The following is an 18592-nucleotide window of genomic DNA, read 5'->3' as shown; positions in this document are numbered from 1 at the left end:
CAGGAATATCTTGCAAGACAGCTAGGAAGCGCCAGCCATCCGGTCAAGCATGGCTGTCAGGGCGGGGCGCTCAGGGCGCGCGGGTGATGAGCGCCAGCGCATGCAGCTCGCCGCCCATGCGTCCGCCCAGCGCGTCATAGACCAGCTTGTGCTGCTTCACGCGGGGCAGGCCGGCAAAGGCCGGTGAGACAACGGTCGCGCGATAATGGTCGCCATCCCCTGCCAGATCCTCGATCTCCACCTGCGCATCGGGCAGCGCTTCGCGGATCAGACGCGAAATATCGTCGGCGGCCATGGGCATGGAATTTCCTCCTGTTCGCGGCAGCTTGCCCCGCGCTAGACTGGCGCGGAATTACCGGTGCGAATCCCGCTCCGGCCAGCATTATAACAGTTCATATGGGACGGGAGCCCGCTAGCCCCATGCATTTCGATCTTCGATTCTCAGCGCTTCTGGCTGCGCCGGTTCTGGCCCTGTCACTCGCGTCCTGCGATATTATGGCAATCTCCGGCGGCAGAGAGCCGCAGCCGGTTACCGATCTGCGCATTCTGTCCGCCGATGACATGCAAGGCCGGCTGGTGGGCTCAGAGGGTAATGCCCGCGCCCGCGCCTATATCGTGGAACGGCTGGGCGAGATCGGCGTCGAGGCGGTGTTTGAAAATTACGAACAGAGCTTCACCTTCCAGCGTTCGCTGGATTTCCGTGATCCTGATGCGGAGCGTGAAACGGTGACCGCCGTCAATCTGGTGGGCCGTATCGCCGGGGCCAATCCGGGCGAGCACGTGATGGTGGTCGGCGCCCATTACGACCATGTCGGCATGGATGAGGACGGCAATATCTTCAATGGCGCGGACGACAACGCCTCCGGCACGGCGGGCCTGCTGGCGGTCGCGGCGGCCTTCATGGAGAACCCGCCAGAGAACGACGTGATCCTCGTGGCGTTTGACGCCGAGGAGGGCGGTCTTCGCGGCGCGCGCCATTTCGTGGCCAACCGGCCCGAAGGCTATGAACAGATCGGCTTCATGCTCAATATGGACATGATCGCCTATAGCGAGACCGATGATCTCTACGCGGTCGGCACCTGGCATTATCCGGTCCTGCTCGAGCTGGTGAGCGCCGCTGCCGAGGTGTCCCCGGTCAATCTGCGCACCGGCTATGACGAGCCTACCGACGATCCGCGCAATGACTGGACGATGCTGTCAGACCACGGCCCCTTCCATGCGGCAGGCATTCCGTTCCTCTATCTCGGCGTGGAGGATCACGAGCATTATCACCAGATCACCGATACGTATGAGAATATGACGCTGGCCTTCTTCGGCGGCGCGGTGGAAACGTCGGTGGATGTGGCGCGGCGCGCCGATGCCATGCTGGACCTCATCGCCACATCGCCTTCGCGCCAGCCTGAAGCGGTGGAGAAATAGCCGGCATGATGCTCACGGTCGAACAACTGAACGATCTTGCCGTTCCGCTGGCGCGCACGCTGGGCATAGTGATTACGGAAGCCGGACCGGAGCGGGTCGTCGCCGAGATGGAGGTGCGCGCAGAGATATGCACGCTCGGCGACACGCTCCATGGCGGGGCGATGATGAGCCTGGCAGACATTGCAGGCGCGACGGGGGCGTTCATCTCCCTGCCGGAAGGGGCGGTTGGCACCACGACGACCGAGAGCAAGACCAATATGATCTCCAGCCCGCCCGTGGGCATGAAGGTCATCGCCACGGCGACACCCATCCACAAGGGTAAGACCAGCCAGGTCTGGCAGACCCGCATCGAGCGCGAGGATGGCAAGCTGGTCTCTCTGACCACCCAGACCCAGCTCAATATGTGGCCGCGGGGGTAGACCTCCTCCCGCCTTGCGGCTTCACGCCTGACCTGCTTTGCTGGGCGGTAAAGGGGAAAAGCTCATGTTCAGGACATTTGTTGCCGCGCTTTCAGGGCTCATTTTGTTAACGCTAACACCCGCCTGTGCGGAAGTAAGCGGTGACGAAACCCGCACTCGCGTACTCGTCTTCTCCCATACCACGGGCTGGCGCCATGACTCCATCGAGCCGGGGATCGAGGCGCTACGGGTGATCGCTGAAGAGAATGGCTGGCAGTTCGAGGCGAGCGAGGACCCGTCGATATTTGATGAGGGCGCGCTGGAGCGCATCGATGTGCTGGTGCTCTTGAGCTCCACCACCGGCAGCACGCCGGAGAGCGAATGGCTGAGCGATGAGGGCCGCGCCGCCCTGCAGGGCTTTGTGCGCGGCGGGGGCGGGGTGGCGGCGATCCATGCCGCGGCGGACGCGCATTACCACTGGCCCTGGTACCGGCAGATGATCGGCGCAGCCTTCGAGATGCATCCGCCCGGCACGCCCGATGGCGATCTGACCGTGGTGGACGCCGATCACCCCGCAACCCGCGCTTTGCCGGAGCGCTTCACCCGCACCGATGAATGGTACTGGTTCTCCGACTTTGACGGGAACGTCCGCCTGTTGATGACGCTTGATGCAGCATCCATCGGCGAGGAAGGCGGCGAGGTGCCGATGGCGTGGTCGCACACGTTTGAAGGCGGGCGGGTATTCTACACCGCGCTCGGCCATACCCGCGAAAGCTTTGCCGAGCCGCTCTTCCTCGAACATGTGCGCGGCGGCATCGCCTGGGCGGCCGGGCTGGAGGATTAGGGGGATTTTGAAACCCCGGACGCGCAGCTTCCGGGGCCTCTCTTCGCTAGTTCTGCACGAGGTCCCGGATAGCTGCTCGCGCAGCTTCCGGGAGTTCAGACGTACCTACGCAAACGCCTGATGGCCGGTAATGGCACGGCCCATGATGAGGGCGTGGATATCGTGCGTCCCCTCATAGGTGTTGACCGTTTCCAGGTTCATCGCGTGGCGCAGGATGTGGTATTCCTCGGCAATGCCATTGCCGCCATGGATGTCGCGCGCCTCGCGGGCAATGGCCAGCGCCTTGCCGCAATTATTGCGCTTCATCAGCGAGATGGCCTCCGGCACGAAGGCGCCCTGGTCGATCAGGCGGCCAAGCTGCAGCGCGCCAAGGAAGCCAAGCGTGATCTCCGCCTGCATGTCGGCCAGCTTCTTCTGGACCAGCTGCGTGGCCGCAATCGGCTTGCCGAAGACGACGCGTTCCAGCGCATAGTCGCGCGCGGCGTGGAAGCAGAACTCGGCTGCGCCCATTGCACCCCATGAGATGCCGTAGCGCGCCTTGTTGAGGCATGAGAACGGACCGCGCAGCCCCTTCACGTTCGGCAGGATCGCATCCTCGCCCACTTTCACGTCATCCAGCGAGATCGAGCCGGTGACCGAAGCGCGAAGCGACAGCTTGCCTTCGATCTTGGGCGTCTCGAAGCCCTTGGTGCCGCGCTCCACGATGAAGCCGCGAATCTCGCCATCAAGCTTGGCCCAGACCACCGCCAGATCGGAAATCGGCGAGTTGGTGATCCACATTTTCGAGCCGTTGAGGACGTACCCGCCATCGACCTTCTTGGCGGTCGTGCGCATCGCGCCCGGATCGGACCCGCCATCGGCTTCGGTAAGGCCAAAGCAGCCGACAAACTCGCCCGAGGCCAGCTTGGGCAGGTATTTCTTTTTCTGCTCGTCAGAACCGAAGGCGAAGATCGGGTACATGACGAGGGAGGACTGCACGCTCATCGCGGAGCGATAGCCGGAATCAACAGCTTCCACTTCGCGCGCGATCAGGCCGTAGGCGACGTGGGAGAGGTCCGACCCGCCATAGACTTCCGGCAGGGTGGCGCCCAGCAGGCCCAGCTCGCCCATCTCGGTCATGATTTTGCGGTCGAACTTTTCCTCGCGCGCCGCCTCGATCACGCGCGGCAGCAGCTCGCCGCGTGAATAGTCGCGCGCGGCTTGGGAGACCATGCGCTCCTCCTCGGTCAGAAGCGTGTCGAGATGAAGGGCGTCGTCCCAGCGGAACTGGATCGCTGGGCCTTGGGTATTGGTGCCGGCCATTATACGTTCTCCTCGCAGTGTTCGACGGACCCGAGTGGCGTCTTGCTACTACCCTTGGCGCGCAAAAGGCAGAGACTTTTTCACCTGATGCACAGGACGGCGCGGAGACTGTCAGGTGAACAGCACCATGCTGGCGATGGAGAAATAGATCACCACGCCGGTGGCGTCCGCGATGGAGGTGACCAGCGGGGCGCTGGCCGTTGCCGGGTCCATGTTGAAGCGCGACAGGACGAAGGGCAGCGACATGCCAATAAGGCTGCCCACCAGCACGATGATGATCATCGAACTGGCAACGACCATCGCAATGTCCGGCCCGCCCCGGAAGACACCAATGCCGGAGACCGCCAGAGCCATGGTGATGCCCAGCGCGCCGGCAACAAGGAACTCCCGGCCCAGCATGCGGCCCCAGTCCCGTGACCGCACATCGCCAGTGGCAAGCGCGCGCACCATCAGCGTGGCGGCCTGAGACCCGGCATTGCCGCCAGAGGCGATGAGGAGCGGCAGAAAGAAGATCAGCGCGATATGGGCGGCAATCGTGTCCTCGAAATAGGCAATGCCGAAGCCCGATAGCAGATTGCCAAAGACCAGCAGGACCAGCCAGACAATGCGCGCGCGGTAGAGCGTGATAATGCCGGCGGTACGCACGCTTTCGGTAATCTCGCCGTGCGCACCGAGACGCAGGAAGTCTTCGGTGGCCTCTTCTTCCAGAGCGTCCATCGCGTCATCGTGTGTGACAATACCCAGAAGATGATGCTGCGCATCGACCACCGGCACGGCCAGAATGTCGTATTTCGCGATGGTGCGCGCCACGCTCTCCTGGTCATCGTCCACAAAGGCATAGACCGGATCATCATCCATCAGATCGGCAACCTTGCGCGAAGGGGGCGCAAGGATCAGGTCAGTCAGGCGCACCGTCCCGATCAGTTCGCGATCATCTTTCAGCACATAGGTACGGTAGATGGTTTCCTTGTCCGGCGCCTCGCGGCGGAGCTGCGCAATCGCGTCCTTGGCCGTCATGTCCGCCTTCAGTGTGGCGTAGTCGGAGGTCATGATGGCCCCGGCCGTCCCTTCTTCGTACGAGGACAGCTTGCGGATGTTCTCGCGCTCCACATGCGCCAGCGCGGGCAGCAGCATCTCCTGCTGCTCTTCGGACAGCCGGTTGAACACGTCGGCCCGGTCGTCCGCCTTCATCTCGGTGATGAGGGCGGTGAGCTGGGGGCGCGTCATGTGCTCGATGGTCTCTTCCTGCAGTTCCGGCTCGATATAGCCGAACACCTCGGCCTGAACCTCGACGGGCAGTGCGCACAGCAGTTTCCAAGCCTCGCCCGGATCGATCTCGGACAAGGCATGGGCGATATCAGCCGGATGGTCTTCTGCGTCTATGGTGATCGCCATTCCGGCTTCATCGAATGCCATATGAACTCCTTGCAACCAAACGGGAGGTACCGCGTTACCTGTGTTCTAGACCTGCAAGGCGGCACTTACCAAGAGCGTATCAGTCAGATGTCTGCGCTCGTGGAAGTTATTCCACGCCGCCTCGCTGTCACTGCCATGAAGAAGGAAGGACAGACATATGAGCACCTCTGCTGCACGCGCCGCCAAACAGGTGAAATCTGCCGTCAAGCGCGAGGCAGATGCTGAATCCCTTGCTGCCGAGCTCGAAGAGCTCAAGCGCGAGTTCCGTGAGCTGGTTGAGCAGGTCGGACGCGTTGGAAAGGTCGGCGCCCACGAAGCCTCGACCGCCGCGAAAACCACGGTCAAGCAGGGCAAGGATGTCGGCGAACAGCTCATTGAGGAGGTCGTCGACCAGTGGAATACGGTAGAGGGCCGCATCATCAAGGAAACGCGTGACAATCCCTGGCAGGCGCTTGGCATTGCGGCGGCCGCCGGCCTTCTGATCGGCTTCCTGGCGCGCCGCTAGCGGTATGCTTGGCCCCGTAAATGCCCTGATGTCGCTGGCCAGCGGGCACATATCGCTGGTCAGCAATCATTTGAAGCGGCGCATCTACCTCAAAATCCTGCTGGCCTTGTGTGTCATTGGCGCGGTGGTGTTTGGCTGCGTGCTTGCCAGCGTGTTGCTGGCCGAGGCGATCGGCCTTGTCACGACGCTGGCCCTGATGGCGGGCGTATTTCTGCTTGCTGCCATCGTTGTGCTCATCGTCATGGCCGTTGAGCAGAAACGACATGAGCTGAAGGAGCGCGCGCAGCGTGAGGCGGAGAAGCGCCTGGCCAAGATTGCGCTTGTTTCGGCCCTGCCCGCGCTCAAAGGCGGCGGATTGCTGGCCGCAGGCGCGGCCGCCATCGCGCTGATGGTGGTAATGGGCCGTGGCGGAGGAGATGATGACGGCGAATAGCGCCGTCACACCTAATCCTCTCAAGGGCTTGCCGATCACTTCGTAGCAGACCAGTCTCTGCCCCCACACCGATGCGGGGGCAGAGATGGCTGGCGGCGAGAAACTTCAACGGCAGATAACGGCCCGGGGCATCTGGCTTCTGGCCGTCAACGGCATGATCGGCGCTGGTATTTTTGCGGTGCCGGGCGGCGCGGCGGCCCTGATGGGCGTGTGGAGCCCGCTCGTCTATGTGGTCTGTGCCGTACTGCTGGGCCTGATCGTTGCCTGCTATGCCGAGCTGGCCAGCCGCTTCACCTCCACCGGCGGGCCCGTGCTCTATGTGCGCACCGCTTTTGGAAAGTTTGCCGGGTTCGAGACCGGGCTTGCCGTCTACGCCACGCGCATCACCGCCTTTGCCGCCAATGTGAACCTGATGGTGGCCTCAATCGCCTTCTTCGTGCCCGCGCTTGAGAGCGGGCCTTTGCGTATTCTGGTCATTGTGGCGATCATCGCCGTGCTGGCGGGCATCAATATCGCAGGCGCGAAACCCGCCATGCGCGCGATGGGCGTTCTCACCATCCTGAAATTCCTGCCACTGCTCGCCATCGCGCTGGTGGGCCTGTTTCACATCAATCCTGAGATGTTCCCCGAAAACTCGCTTGGCTTCCCTGAAAGCGCGCAGTGGAGCGCGGCTGTCCTGCTGGTCATCTACGCCTTTGTCGGATGGGAAGCGGCGGTCATCCCCGCCGGCGAGACGCGCGAGCCGGGCAAGGCCATGCCGCTCGGCCTTTTCTGGGCGCTGGGTGTCGTGGCCCTCCTTTACGTGGTCATCCAGATCGTCTGCGTGGCGGTCGTGCCGGATCTGGCAACTTCAGAGCGCGCGCTGGTCGATGCGGGCGCGATCCTGTTCGGGCCTGCAGGCGCGCTACTCCTGACGCTGGGCGTGATCGTGTCGGTCGGCGGCAATATCACCGGCACGGTGGTGACGACGCCGCGCCTGACCTACGCGCTGGCGCTGGAAAAGACCCTGCCCGCCTGGTTTGGCAAGGTGGATGAACGCACCCATGTGCCCGCCAACTCCATCATCTTCTTCGCCGTGCTGGCCGCTATCCTCGCCGTGGTGGGCGACTTCTTTGCCCTCGCCGCGATGAGCGCGTTTGTACGCGTGCTGATCTATGTGGGCTGCATTGCCGCCATGCCGCGCGTGCGCGCCCTGCCCGCCGAGACCGAAAAGCCGATGCGCCTGCCGCTGGGCTGGACCATCCCGGTGCTGGCCGTACTCGGCTCGCTGGTGCTGCTCAGCCAGGTGCCGCTGCGCTCCATGGTCATCACGGCGGCGTTTCTGGTGGCAGGGGCCGTCATCTACGCGCTGATGCAGTTTGTGAATGCGCGCCGGGCCTGAGCGATAGAACAAGACGGGGGAGAGAATGAACGCTGAACTGGCCGTGCTGATCACGCTGGTGACCTACAAGCTGGTCCTTGTGGGTGTGGGCCTGTGGGCCTCGCGCCTGAACCGCACCGAGACCGACTTCCTGCTGGGCGGGCGCGGGCTGGGGCCGTGGGTGGCGGGGCTTTCCTATGCAGCCTCCACCTCGTCTGCCTGGGTGCTCCTGGGCTTTTCCGGCTTTGTCTATGCGGTGGGGCTCTCCGCGCTGTGGATGGTGCCGGGGATACTCGGCGGCTATGTCGTGATGTGGGTCTGGTTCGGGCCGCGCATGCGTGCTGAAAGCGCGGCAGAAAATCAGGTGACGCTGGGCGATTTTCTGGCCGCGCGCGCCAAGGGCACAGGGCGTACGGCGATCCTCTGGGCCGGTGCGCTCCTCGTCCTGTTCTGCTTCATCTTCTATATCGCGGCCCAGTTCGGCGCGGCGGCCATCGCCTTTGAAAACCAGTTCGGCCTCGGCCGGTTGGAAAGCGTGCTGATCGGGGCAGGCATCATCCTGCTCTATTCGCTGCTGGGGGGCTTCTGGGCAGTCAGCGTCACCGACACGCTGCAAGGCGCGATGATGGCCCTTATTGCCATCCTGCTGCCCGTGCTGGCCCTTATAGCCGCAGGCGGGCCAGCGGAGGTCTGGTCCACACTGCAGGCCACCGCGCCGGACGGCTATATGTCCTTCACCGGGGAGCGCGCCTTTTTCATCTTCATCGGCTTTGCGCTGGGCGTGGCCGGTATCGGGCTTGGCACGTTCGGCCAGCCGCAGCTGATGAGCCGTCTGATGGCGGTGAAGGACGAAGCGGCAAGGAAGCGCGCCTTCGCCGTCTCCATTGGCTGGGGCCTCATCGTCTATGCGGGCATGATCACGCTAGCCCTGTCGGGCCGTGCGCTGCTGGGTGCAGGACAGGAGGGCGAAGCGCTGTTCTACACGCTGGCGGGCGAGCTATTACCGCCCGTCCTCGCCGGTATCATCATCGCTGCTGTGCTCTCCGCTGTCATGTCGACAGTGGACTCGCTGCTGATCGCCACCTCCGCAGCCGTCTCCCACGATATGGGCGTCTCGAAGCGCTATCCGGGCCGCGAGGTGATGATCTCGCGCATCGTGATGGCGGCCCTGTGCGCCGCCGCCGTGGTGATGGCGCTGGCCATCCCGGCGACGATCTTTGACCGCGTGCTGTTCTCATGGTCGGCGCTGGGCGCTGCCTTCGGGCCGATCGTGGTCGCCCGGGTGGCACGCGTCGAACCGGCCACAGGCGCGATCCTTGCTGCCATGGCGCTCGGCTTTGGCATGAGCGCGCTTTTCTTCCTCATAAGGGGCGTAGGGCTGGAAGGCACCGGCGGTCTGGGCGGTTTCCTCGCCGACCTTGCCGCCCTGCCAGGTTCACCCTTCGAGCGCGTGGTGCCGTGGATACTGCCGCTCCTCATCGTCTTCACCTGGAGACGCCCCGCCCATGCATGATGTCATCATCATCGGCGCAGGCTTTTCGGGGCTGGAGGCCGCGCGCCGCCTCGCGCCCGGCCATGATGTCGTGGTGCTGGAAGCGCGAGAGCGTGCCGGTGGCCGCGTCCTCTCCCACACCTTCACCAATGGCGACGGGACCGATCTTGGCGGCCAGTGGGTCGGCCCCGGTCAGGACCGGCTCTACGCTCTGATCGCCGAAATGGGCTTTGCCACCTATCCGCTCTGGGATGAGGGCGATCATCTGGTGAAGGCCGGGCGGCTGAAACGCTATCGCGGCACCATTCCCAATCTCCCCATCCCGGTCCTGCTCGATCTCAACAACGCGCTCTCACGTTTTGAAAAGATGGCGCGCCAGCTTGACCCGGCCATGCCGTGGACGCACCCCAAGGCGCATATATGGGACCGGATGACGGTCGCGGACTTCCTCCGCCGCCATACGCTTACAGCCCGCGCACGCGAGATGTTCACCATCGGCATCGGGGCGGTGTTCTGCGCCGAGCCGCACGAGCTGTCGCTTCTCCATGCGCTCTTCTACGCCCGCTCTGGCGGCTCGCTGGATGCGCTCCTATCGGTCTCCGGCGGGGCGCAGCAGGACCGGGTGCATGGCGGCATGGGCGGGCTTGCCAGCGCTCTGGCCGCCTCTCTGGGCGATTGTGTGCGCTATGGCGAGCCGGTGCAGGAAATCGGCTGGGACAGGGATGGCGTCAGCGTCAGCGTCACCACCAGCCGCCAGAGCTGGCGCGCGAAACGCGTAGTCCTTGCCGTCCCGCCCTCTCAGGCGCTGGGCATCCGCTTCGATCCGGCCCTGCCGTCAAACCGTGATGCGCTGTGGCGGCGCATGCCCGCCGGAGCGTGCATCAAGTGCGTCGCGCAATATGAGCGGCCCTTCTGGCGGGAGCGTGGCCTGTCCGGGCAGGCGGTCGGCGGTAATCTCGCCGTGCGCGTGACCTTCGACAATACAGAGAAGGGAAAAGACTCCGGCCTGCTCCTCGGCTTCATTGAAGGCGAAGAGGCGCGCCGCTGGTCGCAAGTGTCGCCGGAGACCCGCCGCGAGGCGGTGCTGGAGGCGTTTGCCGATTTCTTCGGGCCGGAGGCCCGCAGCCCCATCGACTATGCCGACAAGGACTGGACCAGCGATCCGTGGACGCGCGGCTGCTACGCCTCGATCCTCGGTCCCGGCGTTTGGACGACACTGGGACCGGACTTGCGCGAAGCCATCGGGCCGATCCACGTTGCCGGCACCGAAACCGCCATTCACGGCTTTGGCTATATCGAGGGCGCGCTGGAGGCGGGTGCGCGCGCGGCGGACGAAGTGGCAAAAGCGCTGGGCCGCTAAAAACAAAAAAGCCCGCCAGCAAAGCTGACGGGCTTCTCGTATTCGATATTCCGGCGGCGTCTTACGACGCGTAGAATTCGACAACCAGGTTCGGTTCCATCTTCACCGGGTAGGGCACGTCGGAGAATTCCGGCACGCGGGTGTAGGTGGCTTTCATCGCCTTGGCATCGAGATCGATATAGTCCGGCACGTCGCGCTCGGCGCTGTCCAGCGCTTCGAGAACGAGGGCCATGTTGCGCGACTTCTGGCGCACTTCCACCACATCGCCCGGCTTAACCTGGTAGGACGAAATGTTGACGCGCTTGCCGTTCACCGTCACGTGGCCGTGATTGACGAACTGGCGGGCCGCAAACACGGTCGGGACGAATTTTGCGCGGTAGACCACCGCATCCAGACGGCTTTCGAGAAGGCCGATCAGGTTTTCGGCCGTGTTGCCACGGCGGCGCTGCGCCTCTTCATAGGTGCGCGCGAACTGCTTCTCGGTGATGTTGCCGTAATAGCCTTTGAGCTTCTGCTTGGCCATGAGCTGCAGGCCAAAATCGCTCATCTTGCCCTTGCGGCGCTGGCCGTGCTGGCCGGGGCCGTAGGAGCGGGTATTCACCGGGGACTTCGGACGGCCCCAGATGTTCTCGCCCATACGGCGGTCAATTTTGTATTTCTGCGAATGACGCTTCGACATGGTTCTCTCTTATGTGATGCGGCCCGGCCTGTGCGCCCTCACCTCGCACCGGCTATAAAACACGGCGGTTCACGCATCGTCCCGTGGGATGAATATTCAGGACTGTCACCAGCCCCAGCGTGAGGGAAGCGCGGCTTATGCTGCAGGGGCTGGGAATTGTCAATCAGCGCGGGTGTGGAGGGGGGCGTTATTCAAACGCGATATCGATCATGACCTCATTATCCCCATCAAACGACCACGACAAAGTAGTGGCCGGAGCGACTGAGTCCCCGTCATTTCTGTCCTGGACCCACCCGCAGACAGGATTTCGTTCGCCTCGGCAAGTCGAAAACGAAAGCGGCGCCGACGAGCGGAATGTCACTGTCATGGTCCGGGCAGCGCCGGGATCGCTGACCGTTACCCTCTGACCTTCCACATTCACCGAGAGATCACCGGGAAAGTGAAACCGACCTTCCCACTCACCCGGCGCTTCCGACGACAATGTATCTGTTATGCGCACCGTCTGGAAATCGCTGTCAACGATAATGGCCCGCGTAAAGGAGGCCGGTTCCAAGAACCGTTCCGAACGCCCCTCGATCCGGTAACCGGACTGCTCAGAGCTGCTATCAGTGATACCGACCGCCCGCTCAAATTCTTCATGTTCGTCAAGATAGCCGCCATTTAGCGTGTAGGTGCTATGGGCAAACGCGCTGCGCAGATAATACGTCATGGGACTACTCTGCGTGGAGTTTTGGCCGCCTTCAGTGATCCACATCCGGCCATGATTGTATAGCAGCACTGAAAGCTCATCGGCATGGCGCTTGCGCGCGGGTAGATTGTGAGACGCAGTGAAGTGCAAATACAGACCATCGGGATGGTCGCCGCGGATGACGGCATGTCCATAGCCGGGGAAAACCGTTAGCGAACGCGCCAGTTCTTCCAGTCGCCGCTCGATTACCCGGCCTCTTGCAACGGCCGGACTGATCGTCTGCTGGCTGGACCGCCCGACGGTCGGGATAGTGCGGTCCGGCAATGCCGTATCCACAAGAAAAGCTCGGCTGGCATTCTGGTTGCGAATGAAACGGCTCGGGTTGAAGCCAGCATCGCGATCACGCAAGCGCCTGACACCGTTCATTAGCGACACCATATAATTCACATAGCCTGGCGCTTGCTCCGACCAGATACCTTCTTCGGTGAACATGCGCCGGGCCGCCAGCTCCAGACGGCTTTCCGCCAGCTCCAGCATTTCACCAGCCCGCGGATGCTGGGGCAGAGACAAGGCTGTCGCCGCCAGCAACATGTCCTGACGAATGCCATGGTTGCCCGGTGAGTACACGTTCGGCTCGTCCAGCAGATAGGTCGCGCCAGCATCGATCAGGTAGAGAAGCGTGGTCAGGGTGAGCTCGTCATGCGGACCATGGGCGCGCATATAGTTGAGCGTGTGCAGCAGATTGGACTGCCGCTTCATCACCGTGCCCTCGTGCCAGGCACGCGGATTGATGTCGCGGTTGTGCGCCGCGCAGTGCCCCCAGTTGAGGATCAGCCGCATCAGGGCCTGTTCAACATCCTCATCCTGTTGCTCTTCATGCTGGGCAAACAGCGTACCGACCGCCGTGAATCCATGAAGCTGAGTAGCTACAAACGCGTGATCGTCATTGGACCAGTCGACATGCTCAAGCTCCACCAGGTCCCCGCGCCTATCAACAAAAATGCGCCCTTCGCGGATAAACTCCACCTGACGGTCGGTGCCGGACCGGAAACGGGGAACCCTGACTACCGGACCATCCAGAACAGCCTGCTGGGCCTCGGGCGAAAACAGCGCCTCGTAATACGCCGAACCTTCAGCCAGATGTTCTTCAGCCCAGTCCGCTGGAATGATCCGCTCGGCCGGTTCCTCACAAGTCGCGTACTGAACCGTGGCAGATGGCGGCGGTGACGGTTCCGTGCAAGCAGCGAGCGCGGCAAGCGCAGCGAGCGAGAAGAGAAGACTAAAACGCATCCGGATCCCCTTTTCCCTGATGCCTAGCATTCCCAGCTCTCCGGGCAACCCCTGCCGGGGGCGGCTTTTGAGCGTCCAACCCTCAATCCCGCACCACCCTGGCCTTCCCTCTTCCGATGGTCAGGGCCTTGATGGCACCGCGGAAAGTGCGCACTTCCTGTTCGGTCAGGCCCGCGCGGGCGAAGATATTGCGCAGATTCTGCGTCATCAGAGGTTTCTTCTCCAGCGGGAAGAAGAAGCCCGCGCGCTCCAGCTCATCCTCGAAATGCTCATACATGCGGTGGAGGGCAACCGCATCGGCGGCCTCCTCCAGCGGCTTGAACTCTTGCGGCGGCGGATCGCCTGCGCGCCATTCATGGGCCAGCACACCCACCGCCATGGCGAGGTTCAGCGAGGCAAAGCCGGGATCCACCGGCAGGGTGAGGATGGCGCGCGAGCGGGCAACCAGCTCGTTGGGAAGCCCGGATTTCTCTGCCCCGAAGAGGAAGCCGGGCCTCTGCCCGGCTGCGATCAGCCCCCTCGCCTCGGCCATCGCCTCGCGCGCGGTCATTACAGGTTTCACCATGCCACGCGGGCGCGCCGTTGTGGCGTACAGCACCGTGCAGCCTTCCAGCGCGTCATCGAGATCATCGCTGACGCGGGCGGATGTGTAGAGGGGCGAACCGGCGCTCATCGCCTCGGCGCGCTCATTGGGCCAGCCGTCGCGCGGCGCATGGATGCGCAAATCATCAAGGCCGAAATTGGCCATCACTCGCATGGCCGCGCCGATATTCTCGCCCATTTGCGGATTGACCAGCACGAAAGCGGGGCCGGGCACGCCTGCGCCCTCACTTGATGACATACCTGCCCTTTCTTAAACGGGTGGGCGATGCTAGATGACCGCCCGAACCAGTAAGGCCCACCTCTAGCGCGTCCCTTCGCGCGCCCTCAAGAGAAGAGCACACCGCACATGGCAAAGATCAAAGTCGATACCCCCGTTGTTGAGCTTGATGGCGATGAGATGACCCGGATCATCTGGGATCTCATCAAGCAGAAGCTGATCCTGCCCTATCTCGACATTGATCTGAAATACTACGACCTCTCCATCCAGAAACGCGACGAGACCGATGACCAGATCACGGTCGAAGCCGCCGAGGCGATCAAGCATTACGGCGTCGGCGTGAAATGCGCCACAATCACCCCGGACGAGCAGCGCGTGGAAGAGTTCGGCCTGAAGAAGATGTGGCGCTCGCCCAACGGCACGATCCGCAACATCCTTGGCGGCGTGGTGTTCCGCGAACCCATCGTCATCAAGAACGTGCCCCGCCTTGTGCCGGGCTGGACCAAGCCGATCGTCATTGGCCGCCACGCCTTTGGCGACCAGTATCGCGCCACCGACATGGTGGTGAAGGGTCCGGGCAAGCTGACCATGACCTTCACGCCGGAAGATGGCAGCGAGCCGATCACCCACGAGATTTTCAACTTCCCCGGCGGCGGCGTCGCCATGGGCATGTATAATCTGGACGAGTCGATCCGCGATTTTGCCCGCGCCTGCCTGCGCTATGGCCTGGACCGTGGCTGGCCGGTCTATCTGTCGACCAAGAACACGATCATGAAAGCCTATGACGGGCGCTTCAAGGACATCTTCGAGGAAATCTACCAGAAAGAGTTCAAGGCCGATTTCGACGCCAAGAAAATCACCTATGAGCACCGCCTGATCGACGACATGGTGGCAGCGGCCATGAAATGGTCCGGCGGCTATGTCTGGGCGTGCAAGAACTATGATGGCGACGTGCAGTCCGACACCGTGGCACAGGGCTTTGGCTCGCTCGGCCTGATGACCTCGGTGCTGATGACGCCGGACGGCAAGACGGTGGAAGCCGAAGCCGCCCACGGCACGGTCACCCGCCACTATCGCCAACACCAGCGCGGCGAGCAGACCTCGACCAACTCCATCGCGTCGATCTACGCCTGGACGCGCGGCCTCTATCATCGCGGCAAGATGGATGGCAATCAGGCCGTTATCGACTTTGCCGAGAAGCTTGAGCTTACCGTCACCAAGACGGTCGAGAGCGGCTATATGACGAAAGACCTCGCGCTTCTGGTCGGCGACCAGCAGGGCTGGCTCTCCACCGAAGGCTTCCTGGACAAGCTGGGTGAGCGCTTCGCCGACGCGATGAAGAATTAGGGCTTATTGCCTGGTTTCATGTAAAAAGCCCCGCTGGAAACGGCGGGGCTTTTTTTGTTGTATTGGCGGGCTGGAGGCTACCCCCTCGTCATTCCGGCGAAAGCCGGAACCCAGTCTTTTTGAGAAACGCTGGGTTCCAGATAAGCGCTGACGCGCTTTCTGGAATGACGATGTAGAGGGCGCGCGAGCCAAATTGGCCTGACTTGTCCGAATACCTATCAACCGGGGGCTGCCCCCGAGCTGGGAGCCATGAGGTGGCGACGCGAGCCCTCTACCCTCCGAACGCCTCCTCGCACGGCGCAAAGCGCGCCTCCAGCGCGGCCAAATCGTCAGCGAGGATCAGTTCCTGATTGACCGGAAAGAGCGCGTCCTGGACCGATATGATGTGGTCGCGGGTGGTGCGGCCATCAGCGACGGCCTGATCCAGCCACTCAGCCGTTTCCATCATCAGGTTTTCAGCAAACTGCGTATCGGCGAGATATTGCGTCATGATACCGGCCTGCGCGTTGCAGTAGATGTGCAGGTCCACCTCGTTCACCTCCGGTGCGGGCGTGAAGACGAGGCTGGCGGCAATAAGGGCGATCATGGCGTGTCTCCTGTCTTGGACATGCACTAGAGCCTGCGCCGGACCAACGCGCCTGCCAACTGACAAACCGTGTCAGCGCCACCCCTGCCTTGCCAAGCCCGGCAAATGGCGTATGCGTGGGGCCATGAGCGAGCTTGCCCAACGCCTTGTGTCCGGAGACCGCGCCGCACTGGCGCGCGCCATCACGCTGGCTGAATCCACCCGCGCGGATCATCAGAGCGAGGCACGCGCGCTGCTGACGCAGGTGATGAGCCATACGGGCGGGGCGGTGCGCATCGGTCTGACGGGCGTGCCGGGCGTTGGCAAGTCCACCCTGATCGAGGCGTTTGGCACCTTCCTCACCCGTCAGGGCCACAAGGTGGCCGTGCTGGCGGTGGACCCGTCCTCCACGCGCACCAAGGGTTCGATACTGGGCGACAAGACGCGCATGGGCGCGCTGGCCACCGATCCCAATGCCTTCATCCGCCCCTCGCCCTCTGCCGGCACGCTGGGCGGGGTGACGCGCAAGACGCGCGAGAGCCTGCTCCTGTGCGAGGCGGCGGGGTTTGATGTCGTCATCATCGAGACGGTGGGCGTTGGCCAGTCAGAGACCGAGATTGCCGGCATGGTCGACGTGTTCGTCGCCCTGATGCTGCCGGGCGCGGGCGATGAGCTGCAGGGCATCAAAAAGGGCCTCTTGGAGCACGCCGAGATATTGTTCGTGAACAAGGCCGATGGCGAGAACGAGAAGCGGGCGAAACGCGCCGCGCGCGATCTGGAAGCCGCACTGCACCTCTTCACGCCGGCCAATCCGCACTGGCAGCCCAAAGTGCTGACCGGCTCCGCCATTGAGGGGCGCGGCATGGACGCGCTGTGGGAGGCGATTACCGCCCACCGCAGTGCCATGCAGGGCGCGGGCGCGTTTCAGGCCCGGCGGCGCGAGCAGCAGGTCGGCTGGATGCGCGCCATGGTGGAAGCGATGGTGCTGGAGCGCTTTCACGCGAGCCCGGCTGTGCGTAGCGCTTTGCCCGGTCTGGAAAGCGATGTGGCCAGCGGCACCCTGCCCGCAAGCGAAGCGGCAGAGCGCGTGATCGCCCTGTGGAACAAGGCGCGGCTGGACTAGCTCTCCGCCAGTTCCTTCGCCTGCCCGACCCAGTCATCGCGCACGATACGCCCGCGTGCATTCAGAAGCGCGTCATACTTCTCGATATCGGCGGCGCTCCACGCGGCGACCTGGCGGAAATGGAAGACGCCGGCCTCGGCCAGCGTGCTTTCCGCTTTCGGTCCCAGCCCCTTGATGCGGGTCAGATCATCGGGCCCGGCCGTTGCGTCTGCGCCCGTCTTGGCTGCAACCGGCGCAGGTCTTACCGTTTCGGGTTTCGCCGGCTCTGGCGATGACATGGGCTTAGCCGGCTCTGCGGCAGGCACAGGATCGGCGGCGACGGGCTTTTCCCGCGGCGGCAGGCGCAGCGTGCCTTCGGGACGCGCGCCGCGCAGTATCCAGCCAATCACCCCGCCCAGCAGCGCCGAGAGCGCCAGCAAGACCCACATATGCCACATCAGCCACATCATTACGGTTCGATCCTAACTTGCTTCGGACACGTCTTCAGCGCCGCCACGCGCAATCACTTCCAGCGTGACCCCCGTCTCCCCGGCCGGGCCGCTGGCGCGCACCATCAGGCGCAGCGGATCGGCCCCGCCCGCAATCAGCGGTGACATCAAACCTTCAGCAATGGCGGTTCCTGAGCGTGATGGCGTCGTGATCACAAGCTCGCCGCGCTGGCAGCGCGAAAAGGCAGACCCCGCCTCTGCGAGCGCCTCCACGGCATCTGGCGATATCGGCAGGCGCGCCTCCAGCGCACTGCCATCCGGCCCCAGCGCAGCCTGCACCAGAAGGTCACACAGCGCGACAGACCGCAAAGGCGCAGCAAAAACGGTATTGCCCGCGCGCACATGGGCGGCTGAGCCAAAGGGTGGCGGGGGCGACATCATTCCACCGGCAACGCTCTCGCCTGTCTGGGTGCTGCCAGCAAAGCCGGCAAGCGCAAGCCCCTCATCAAGCAGAAAGGCCGTGCCCTCCTCCAGCCGCACCAGCTCGCCCAGAAGCAGACGCACAGCCGCTTCCCAGCCATCGGGCATCTGGCCTGCAGACTCTTCAAGAAACACATCTGCATCGACTATCAGCACACGGGCGATTTCCTCGACGCGGGAGGCCGCACCGGGATCGGGCGCAAAGCCGCGAACCACCAGCGCGTTGCGGTCCAGATCCGCGCGCAGGGCAAGGCCAGCTTCCGGCAAGGCAAGGCGTGTCTCGTCCACTACGCGCGTAACACCGCCCGCAACAGCGCCGCCCGCCCAGTCGGCCTGGCGTACCGCCCTTACCGCGCGGGCGCGGGCATCTTCGGAAGGGGCATAGCCAGAGATGATGGCGCGCTGGCCGCGCATCTCCACAACCGCCCATCCCTGCTCGCCCACGCGCTCCAGCCCTGCCTCTGCGGCCGCGCCAAGACGCGCCTCCATGGCGCGCGCTGACCAGGGCGAAAGATACACCGCCCATATCCCGAACAGGATGAAAACACCTGCGGCAATCAGCAGGCCACGATGACGAATCAGAGGGGCGAAACGGTTCATGTCCGCCACTCTAGCGCGAATTGATTACGGGTTTTAGGGGGAA

19 protein-coding genes are annotated in these 18592 nt (G+C 63.5%); 10 read left to right on the top strand and 9 right to left on the bottom strand.

Annotated elements, in window-relative coordinates:
- Positions 1-70: 70 nt before the first annotated feature.
- Complete coding sequence (locus tag ACTIGC_RS10230; RefSeq protein WP_439634302.1) at positions 71-301, bottom strand: BolA family protein; 231 nt, start codon at positions 299-301, stop codon at positions 71-73.
- A 119-nt stretch (positions 302-420) separates the two neighbouring features.
- Here ACTIGC_RS10230 and ACTIGC_RS10225 point away from each other — a divergent pair, with 119 nt between their 5' ends.
- The 3 genes from ACTIGC_RS10225 to ACTIGC_RS10215 all read left to right on the top strand — a co-directional run bounded on the left by ACTIGC_RS10225 (position 421) and on the right by ACTIGC_RS10215 (position 2661).
- The gene (locus ACTIGC_RS10225) at positions 421-1419 is read left to right on the top strand and encodes a M20/M25/M40 family metallo-hydrolase (RefSeq protein WP_439634301.1); all 999 of its coding nucleotides are present in this window, start codon (positions 421-423) and stop codon (positions 1417-1419) included.
- Between the two features lie 8 nt (positions 1420-1427).
- Positions 1428-1838 carry a PaaI family thioesterase gene (locus ACTIGC_RS10220; RefSeq protein WP_439634400.1) on the top strand — a complete coding sequence of 137 codons (411 nt, stop codon included), beginning with the start codon at positions 1428-1430 and terminating at the stop codon, positions 1836-1838.
- A gap of 64 nt (positions 1839-1902) precedes the next feature.
- On the top strand, positions 1903-2661 hold the full coding sequence (locus ACTIGC_RS10215; protein WP_439634300.1) for a ThuA domain-containing protein: 759 nt from the start codon (positions 1903-1905) through the stop codon (positions 2659-2661).
- A gap of 105 nt (positions 2662-2766) precedes the next feature.
- Here ACTIGC_RS10215 and ACTIGC_RS10210 read toward each other — a convergent pair whose 3' ends face one another.
- Positions 2767-3963, bottom strand: coding sequence for an acyl-CoA dehydrogenase (locus ACTIGC_RS10210; protein WP_439634299.1), 1197 nt, complete (start codon positions 3961-3963; stop codon positions 2767-2769).
- A 111-nt stretch (positions 3964-4074) separates the two neighbouring features.
- Positions 4075-5379, bottom strand: a complete 1305-nt coding sequence (gene mgtE, locus ACTIGC_RS10205; protein WP_439634298.1) for a magnesium transporter — start codon at positions 5377-5379, stop codon at positions 4075-4077.
- Positions 5380-5536: 157 nt separating this feature from the next.
- Between mgtE and ACTIGC_RS10200 the strand changes: the two genes are divergently transcribed.
- The 5 genes from ACTIGC_RS10200 (at position 5537) to ACTIGC_RS10180 (ending at position 10529) form a co-directional block, all read left to right on the top strand.
- Entirely contained in the window at positions 5537-5884 is a 348-nt protein-coding gene (locus ACTIGC_RS10200; protein ID WP_439634297.1) for a glycine zipper domain-containing protein, read from the top strand.
- Positions 5885-5888: 4 nt separating this feature from the next.
- Positions 5889-6317, top strand: coding sequence for a hypothetical protein (locus ACTIGC_RS10195; protein WP_439634296.1), 429 nt, complete (start codon positions 5889-5891; stop codon positions 6315-6317).
- 85 nt (positions 6318-6402) lie between these two features.
- The gene (locus ACTIGC_RS10190; RefSeq protein WP_439634295.1) at positions 6403-7698 is read left to right on the top strand and encodes an APC family permease; all 1296 of its coding nucleotides are present in this window, start codon (positions 6403-6405) and stop codon (positions 7696-7698) included.
- 25 nt (positions 7699-7723) lie between these two features.
- On the top strand, positions 7724-9190 hold the full coding sequence (locus ACTIGC_RS10185; RefSeq protein WP_439634294.1) for a sodium/proline symporter: 1467 nt from the start codon (positions 7724-7726) through the stop codon (positions 9188-9190).
- Positions 9183-10529, top strand: coding sequence for a flavin monoamine oxidase family protein (locus ACTIGC_RS10180; protein WP_439634293.1), 1347 nt, complete (start codon positions 9183-9185; stop codon positions 10527-10529). The genes ACTIGC_RS10185 and ACTIGC_RS10180 overlap by 8 nt, the downstream gene beginning before the upstream one ends.
- 61 nt (positions 10530-10590) lie before the next feature.
- Here the strand turns inward: ACTIGC_RS10180 and rpsD are convergent, their stop codons facing one another.
- The 3 genes from rpsD to ACTIGC_RS10165 form a co-directional block, all read right to left on the bottom strand.
- Entirely contained in the window at positions 10591-11208 is a 618-nt protein-coding gene (gene rpsD, locus ACTIGC_RS10175; RefSeq protein WP_429911562.1) for a 30S ribosomal protein S4, read from the bottom strand.
- Positions 11209-11395: 187 nt separating this feature from the next.
- Positions 11396-13216: a heparinase II/III domain-containing protein gene (locus ACTIGC_RS10170; protein WP_439634292.1), complete on the bottom strand. Its 1821-nt coding sequence runs from the start codon at positions 13214-13216 to the stop codon at positions 11396-11398.
- 52 nt (positions 13217-13268) lie between these two features.
- The gene (locus ACTIGC_RS10165) at positions 13269-14027 is read right to left on the bottom strand and encodes an RNA methyltransferase (RefSeq protein ID WP_439634291.1); all 759 of its coding nucleotides are present in this window, start codon (positions 14025-14027) and stop codon (positions 13269-13271) included.
- 108 nt (positions 14028-14135) lie between these two features.
- Between ACTIGC_RS10165 and ACTIGC_RS10160 the strand changes: the two genes are divergently transcribed.
- On the top strand, positions 14136-15353 hold the full coding sequence (locus ACTIGC_RS10160; RefSeq protein WP_439634290.1) for an NADP-dependent isocitrate dehydrogenase: 1218 nt from the start codon (positions 14136-14138) through the stop codon (positions 15351-15353).
- Positions 15354-15624: 271 nt separating this feature from the next.
- On the opposite strand, the gene ACTIGC_RS10155 is transcribed toward ACTIGC_RS10160, so the two are convergent.
- Positions 15625-15939 (bottom strand): hypothetical protein, encoded by a 315-nt coding sequence (locus tag ACTIGC_RS10155; protein WP_439634289.1) that lies wholly within the window; start codon positions 15937-15939, stop codon positions 15625-15627.
- 124 nt (positions 15940-16063) lie between these two features.
- Between ACTIGC_RS10155 and meaB the strand changes: the two genes are divergently transcribed.
- Positions 16064-17041: a methylmalonyl Co-A mutase-associated GTPase MeaB gene (gene meaB / locus ACTIGC_RS10150; RefSeq protein ID WP_439634288.1), complete on the top strand. Its 978-nt coding sequence runs from the start codon at positions 16064-16066 to the stop codon at positions 17039-17041.
- Here the strand turns inward: meaB and ACTIGC_RS10145 are convergent.
- Together ACTIGC_RS10145 and ACTIGC_RS10140 are read right to left on the bottom strand one after the other, a co-directional pair.
- Positions 17038-17490 carry a hypothetical protein gene (locus ACTIGC_RS10145; RefSeq protein WP_439634287.1) on the bottom strand — a complete coding sequence of 151 codons (453 nt, stop codon included), beginning with the start codon at positions 17488-17490 and terminating at the stop codon, positions 17038-17040. The genes meaB and ACTIGC_RS10145 overlap by 4 nt on opposite strands.
- Positions 17491-17502: 12 nt before the next feature.
- Positions 17503-18549 (bottom strand): hypothetical protein, encoded by a 1047-nt coding sequence (locus ACTIGC_RS10140; protein ID WP_439634286.1) that lies wholly within the window; start codon positions 18547-18549, stop codon positions 17503-17505.
- Between the last annotated feature and the right edge of the window lie 43 nt (positions 18550-18592).

Source organism: Glycocaulis sp., assembly GCF_051859565.1.
Taxonomy (GTDB): Bacteria; Pseudomonadota; Alphaproteobacteria; order Caulobacterales; family Maricaulaceae; genus Glycocaulis.
This window is presented reverse-complemented; position numbering and strand designations above follow the sequence as displayed.

Excerpts from the sequence above, each read along its gene's own strand:
- ACTIGC_RS10230 (WP_439634302.1), bottom strand. The coding sequence starts at position 301 with ATGCCCATGGCCGCCGACGATATTTCGCGTCTGATCCGCGAAGCGCTG.
- ACTIGC_RS10225 (WP_439634301.1), top strand. The coding sequence starts at position 421 with ATGCATTTCGATCTTCGATTCTCAGCGCTTCTGGCTGCGCCGGTTCTG.
- ACTIGC_RS10220 (WP_439634400.1), top strand. The coding sequence starts at position 1,428 with ATGCTCACGGTCGAACAACTGAACGATCTTGCCGTTCCGCTGGCGCGC.
- ACTIGC_RS10215 (WP_439634300.1), top strand. The coding sequence starts at position 1,903 with ATGTTCAGGACATTTGTTGCCGCGCTTTCAGGGCTCATTTTGTTAACG.
- ACTIGC_RS10210 (WP_439634299.1), bottom strand. The coding sequence starts at position 3,963 with ATGGCCGGCACCAATACCCAAGGCCCAGCGATCCAGTTCCGCTGGGAC.
- mgtE (WP_439634298.1), bottom strand. The coding sequence starts at position 5,379 with ATGGCATTCGATGAAGCCGGAATGGCGATCACCATAGACGCAGAAGAC.
- ACTIGC_RS10200 (WP_439634297.1), top strand. The coding sequence starts at position 5,537 with ATGAGCACCTCTGCTGCACGCGCCGCCAAACAGGTGAAATCTGCCGTC.
- ACTIGC_RS10195 (WP_439634296.1), top strand. The coding sequence starts at position 5,889 with ATGCTTGGCCCCGTAAATGCCCTGATGTCGCTGGCCAGCGGGCACATA.
- ACTIGC_RS10190 (WP_439634295.1), top strand. The coding sequence starts at position 6,403 with ATGGCTGGCGGCGAGAAACTTCAACGGCAGATAACGGCCCGGGGCATC.
- ACTIGC_RS10185 (WP_439634294.1), top strand. The coding sequence starts at position 7,724 with ATGAACGCTGAACTGGCCGTGCTGATCACGCTGGTGACCTACAAGCTG.
- ACTIGC_RS10180 (WP_439634293.1), top strand. The coding sequence starts at position 9,183 with ATGCATGATGTCATCATCATCGGCGCAGGCTTTTCGGGGCTGGAGGCC.
- rpsD (WP_429911562.1), bottom strand. The coding sequence starts at position 11,208 with ATGTCGAAGCGTCATTCGCAGAAATACAAAATTGACCGCCGTATGGGC.
- ACTIGC_RS10170 (WP_439634292.1), bottom strand. The coding sequence starts at position 13,216 with ATGCTAGGCATCAGGGAAAAGGGGATCCGGATGCGTTTTAGTCTTCTC.
- ACTIGC_RS10165 (WP_439634291.1), bottom strand. The coding sequence starts at position 14,027 with ATGTCATCAAGTGAGGGCGCAGGCGTGCCCGGCCCCGCTTTCGTGCTG.
- ACTIGC_RS10160 (WP_439634290.1), top strand. The coding sequence starts at position 14,136 with ATGGCAAAGATCAAAGTCGATACCCCCGTTGTTGAGCTTGATGGCGAT.
- ACTIGC_RS10155 (WP_439634289.1), bottom strand. The coding sequence starts at position 15,939 with ATGATCGCCCTTATTGCCGCCAGCCTCGTCTTCACGCCCGCACCGGAG.
- meaB (WP_439634288.1), top strand. The coding sequence starts at position 16,064 with ATGAGCGAGCTTGCCCAACGCCTTGTGTCCGGAGACCGCGCCGCACTG.
- ACTIGC_RS10145 (WP_439634287.1), bottom strand. The coding sequence starts at position 17,490 with ATGATGTGGCTGATGTGGCATATGTGGGTCTTGCTGGCGCTCTCGGCG.
- ACTIGC_RS10140 (WP_439634286.1), bottom strand. The coding sequence starts at position 18,549 with ATGAACCGTTTCGCCCCTCTGATTCGTCATCGTGGCCTGCTGATTGCC.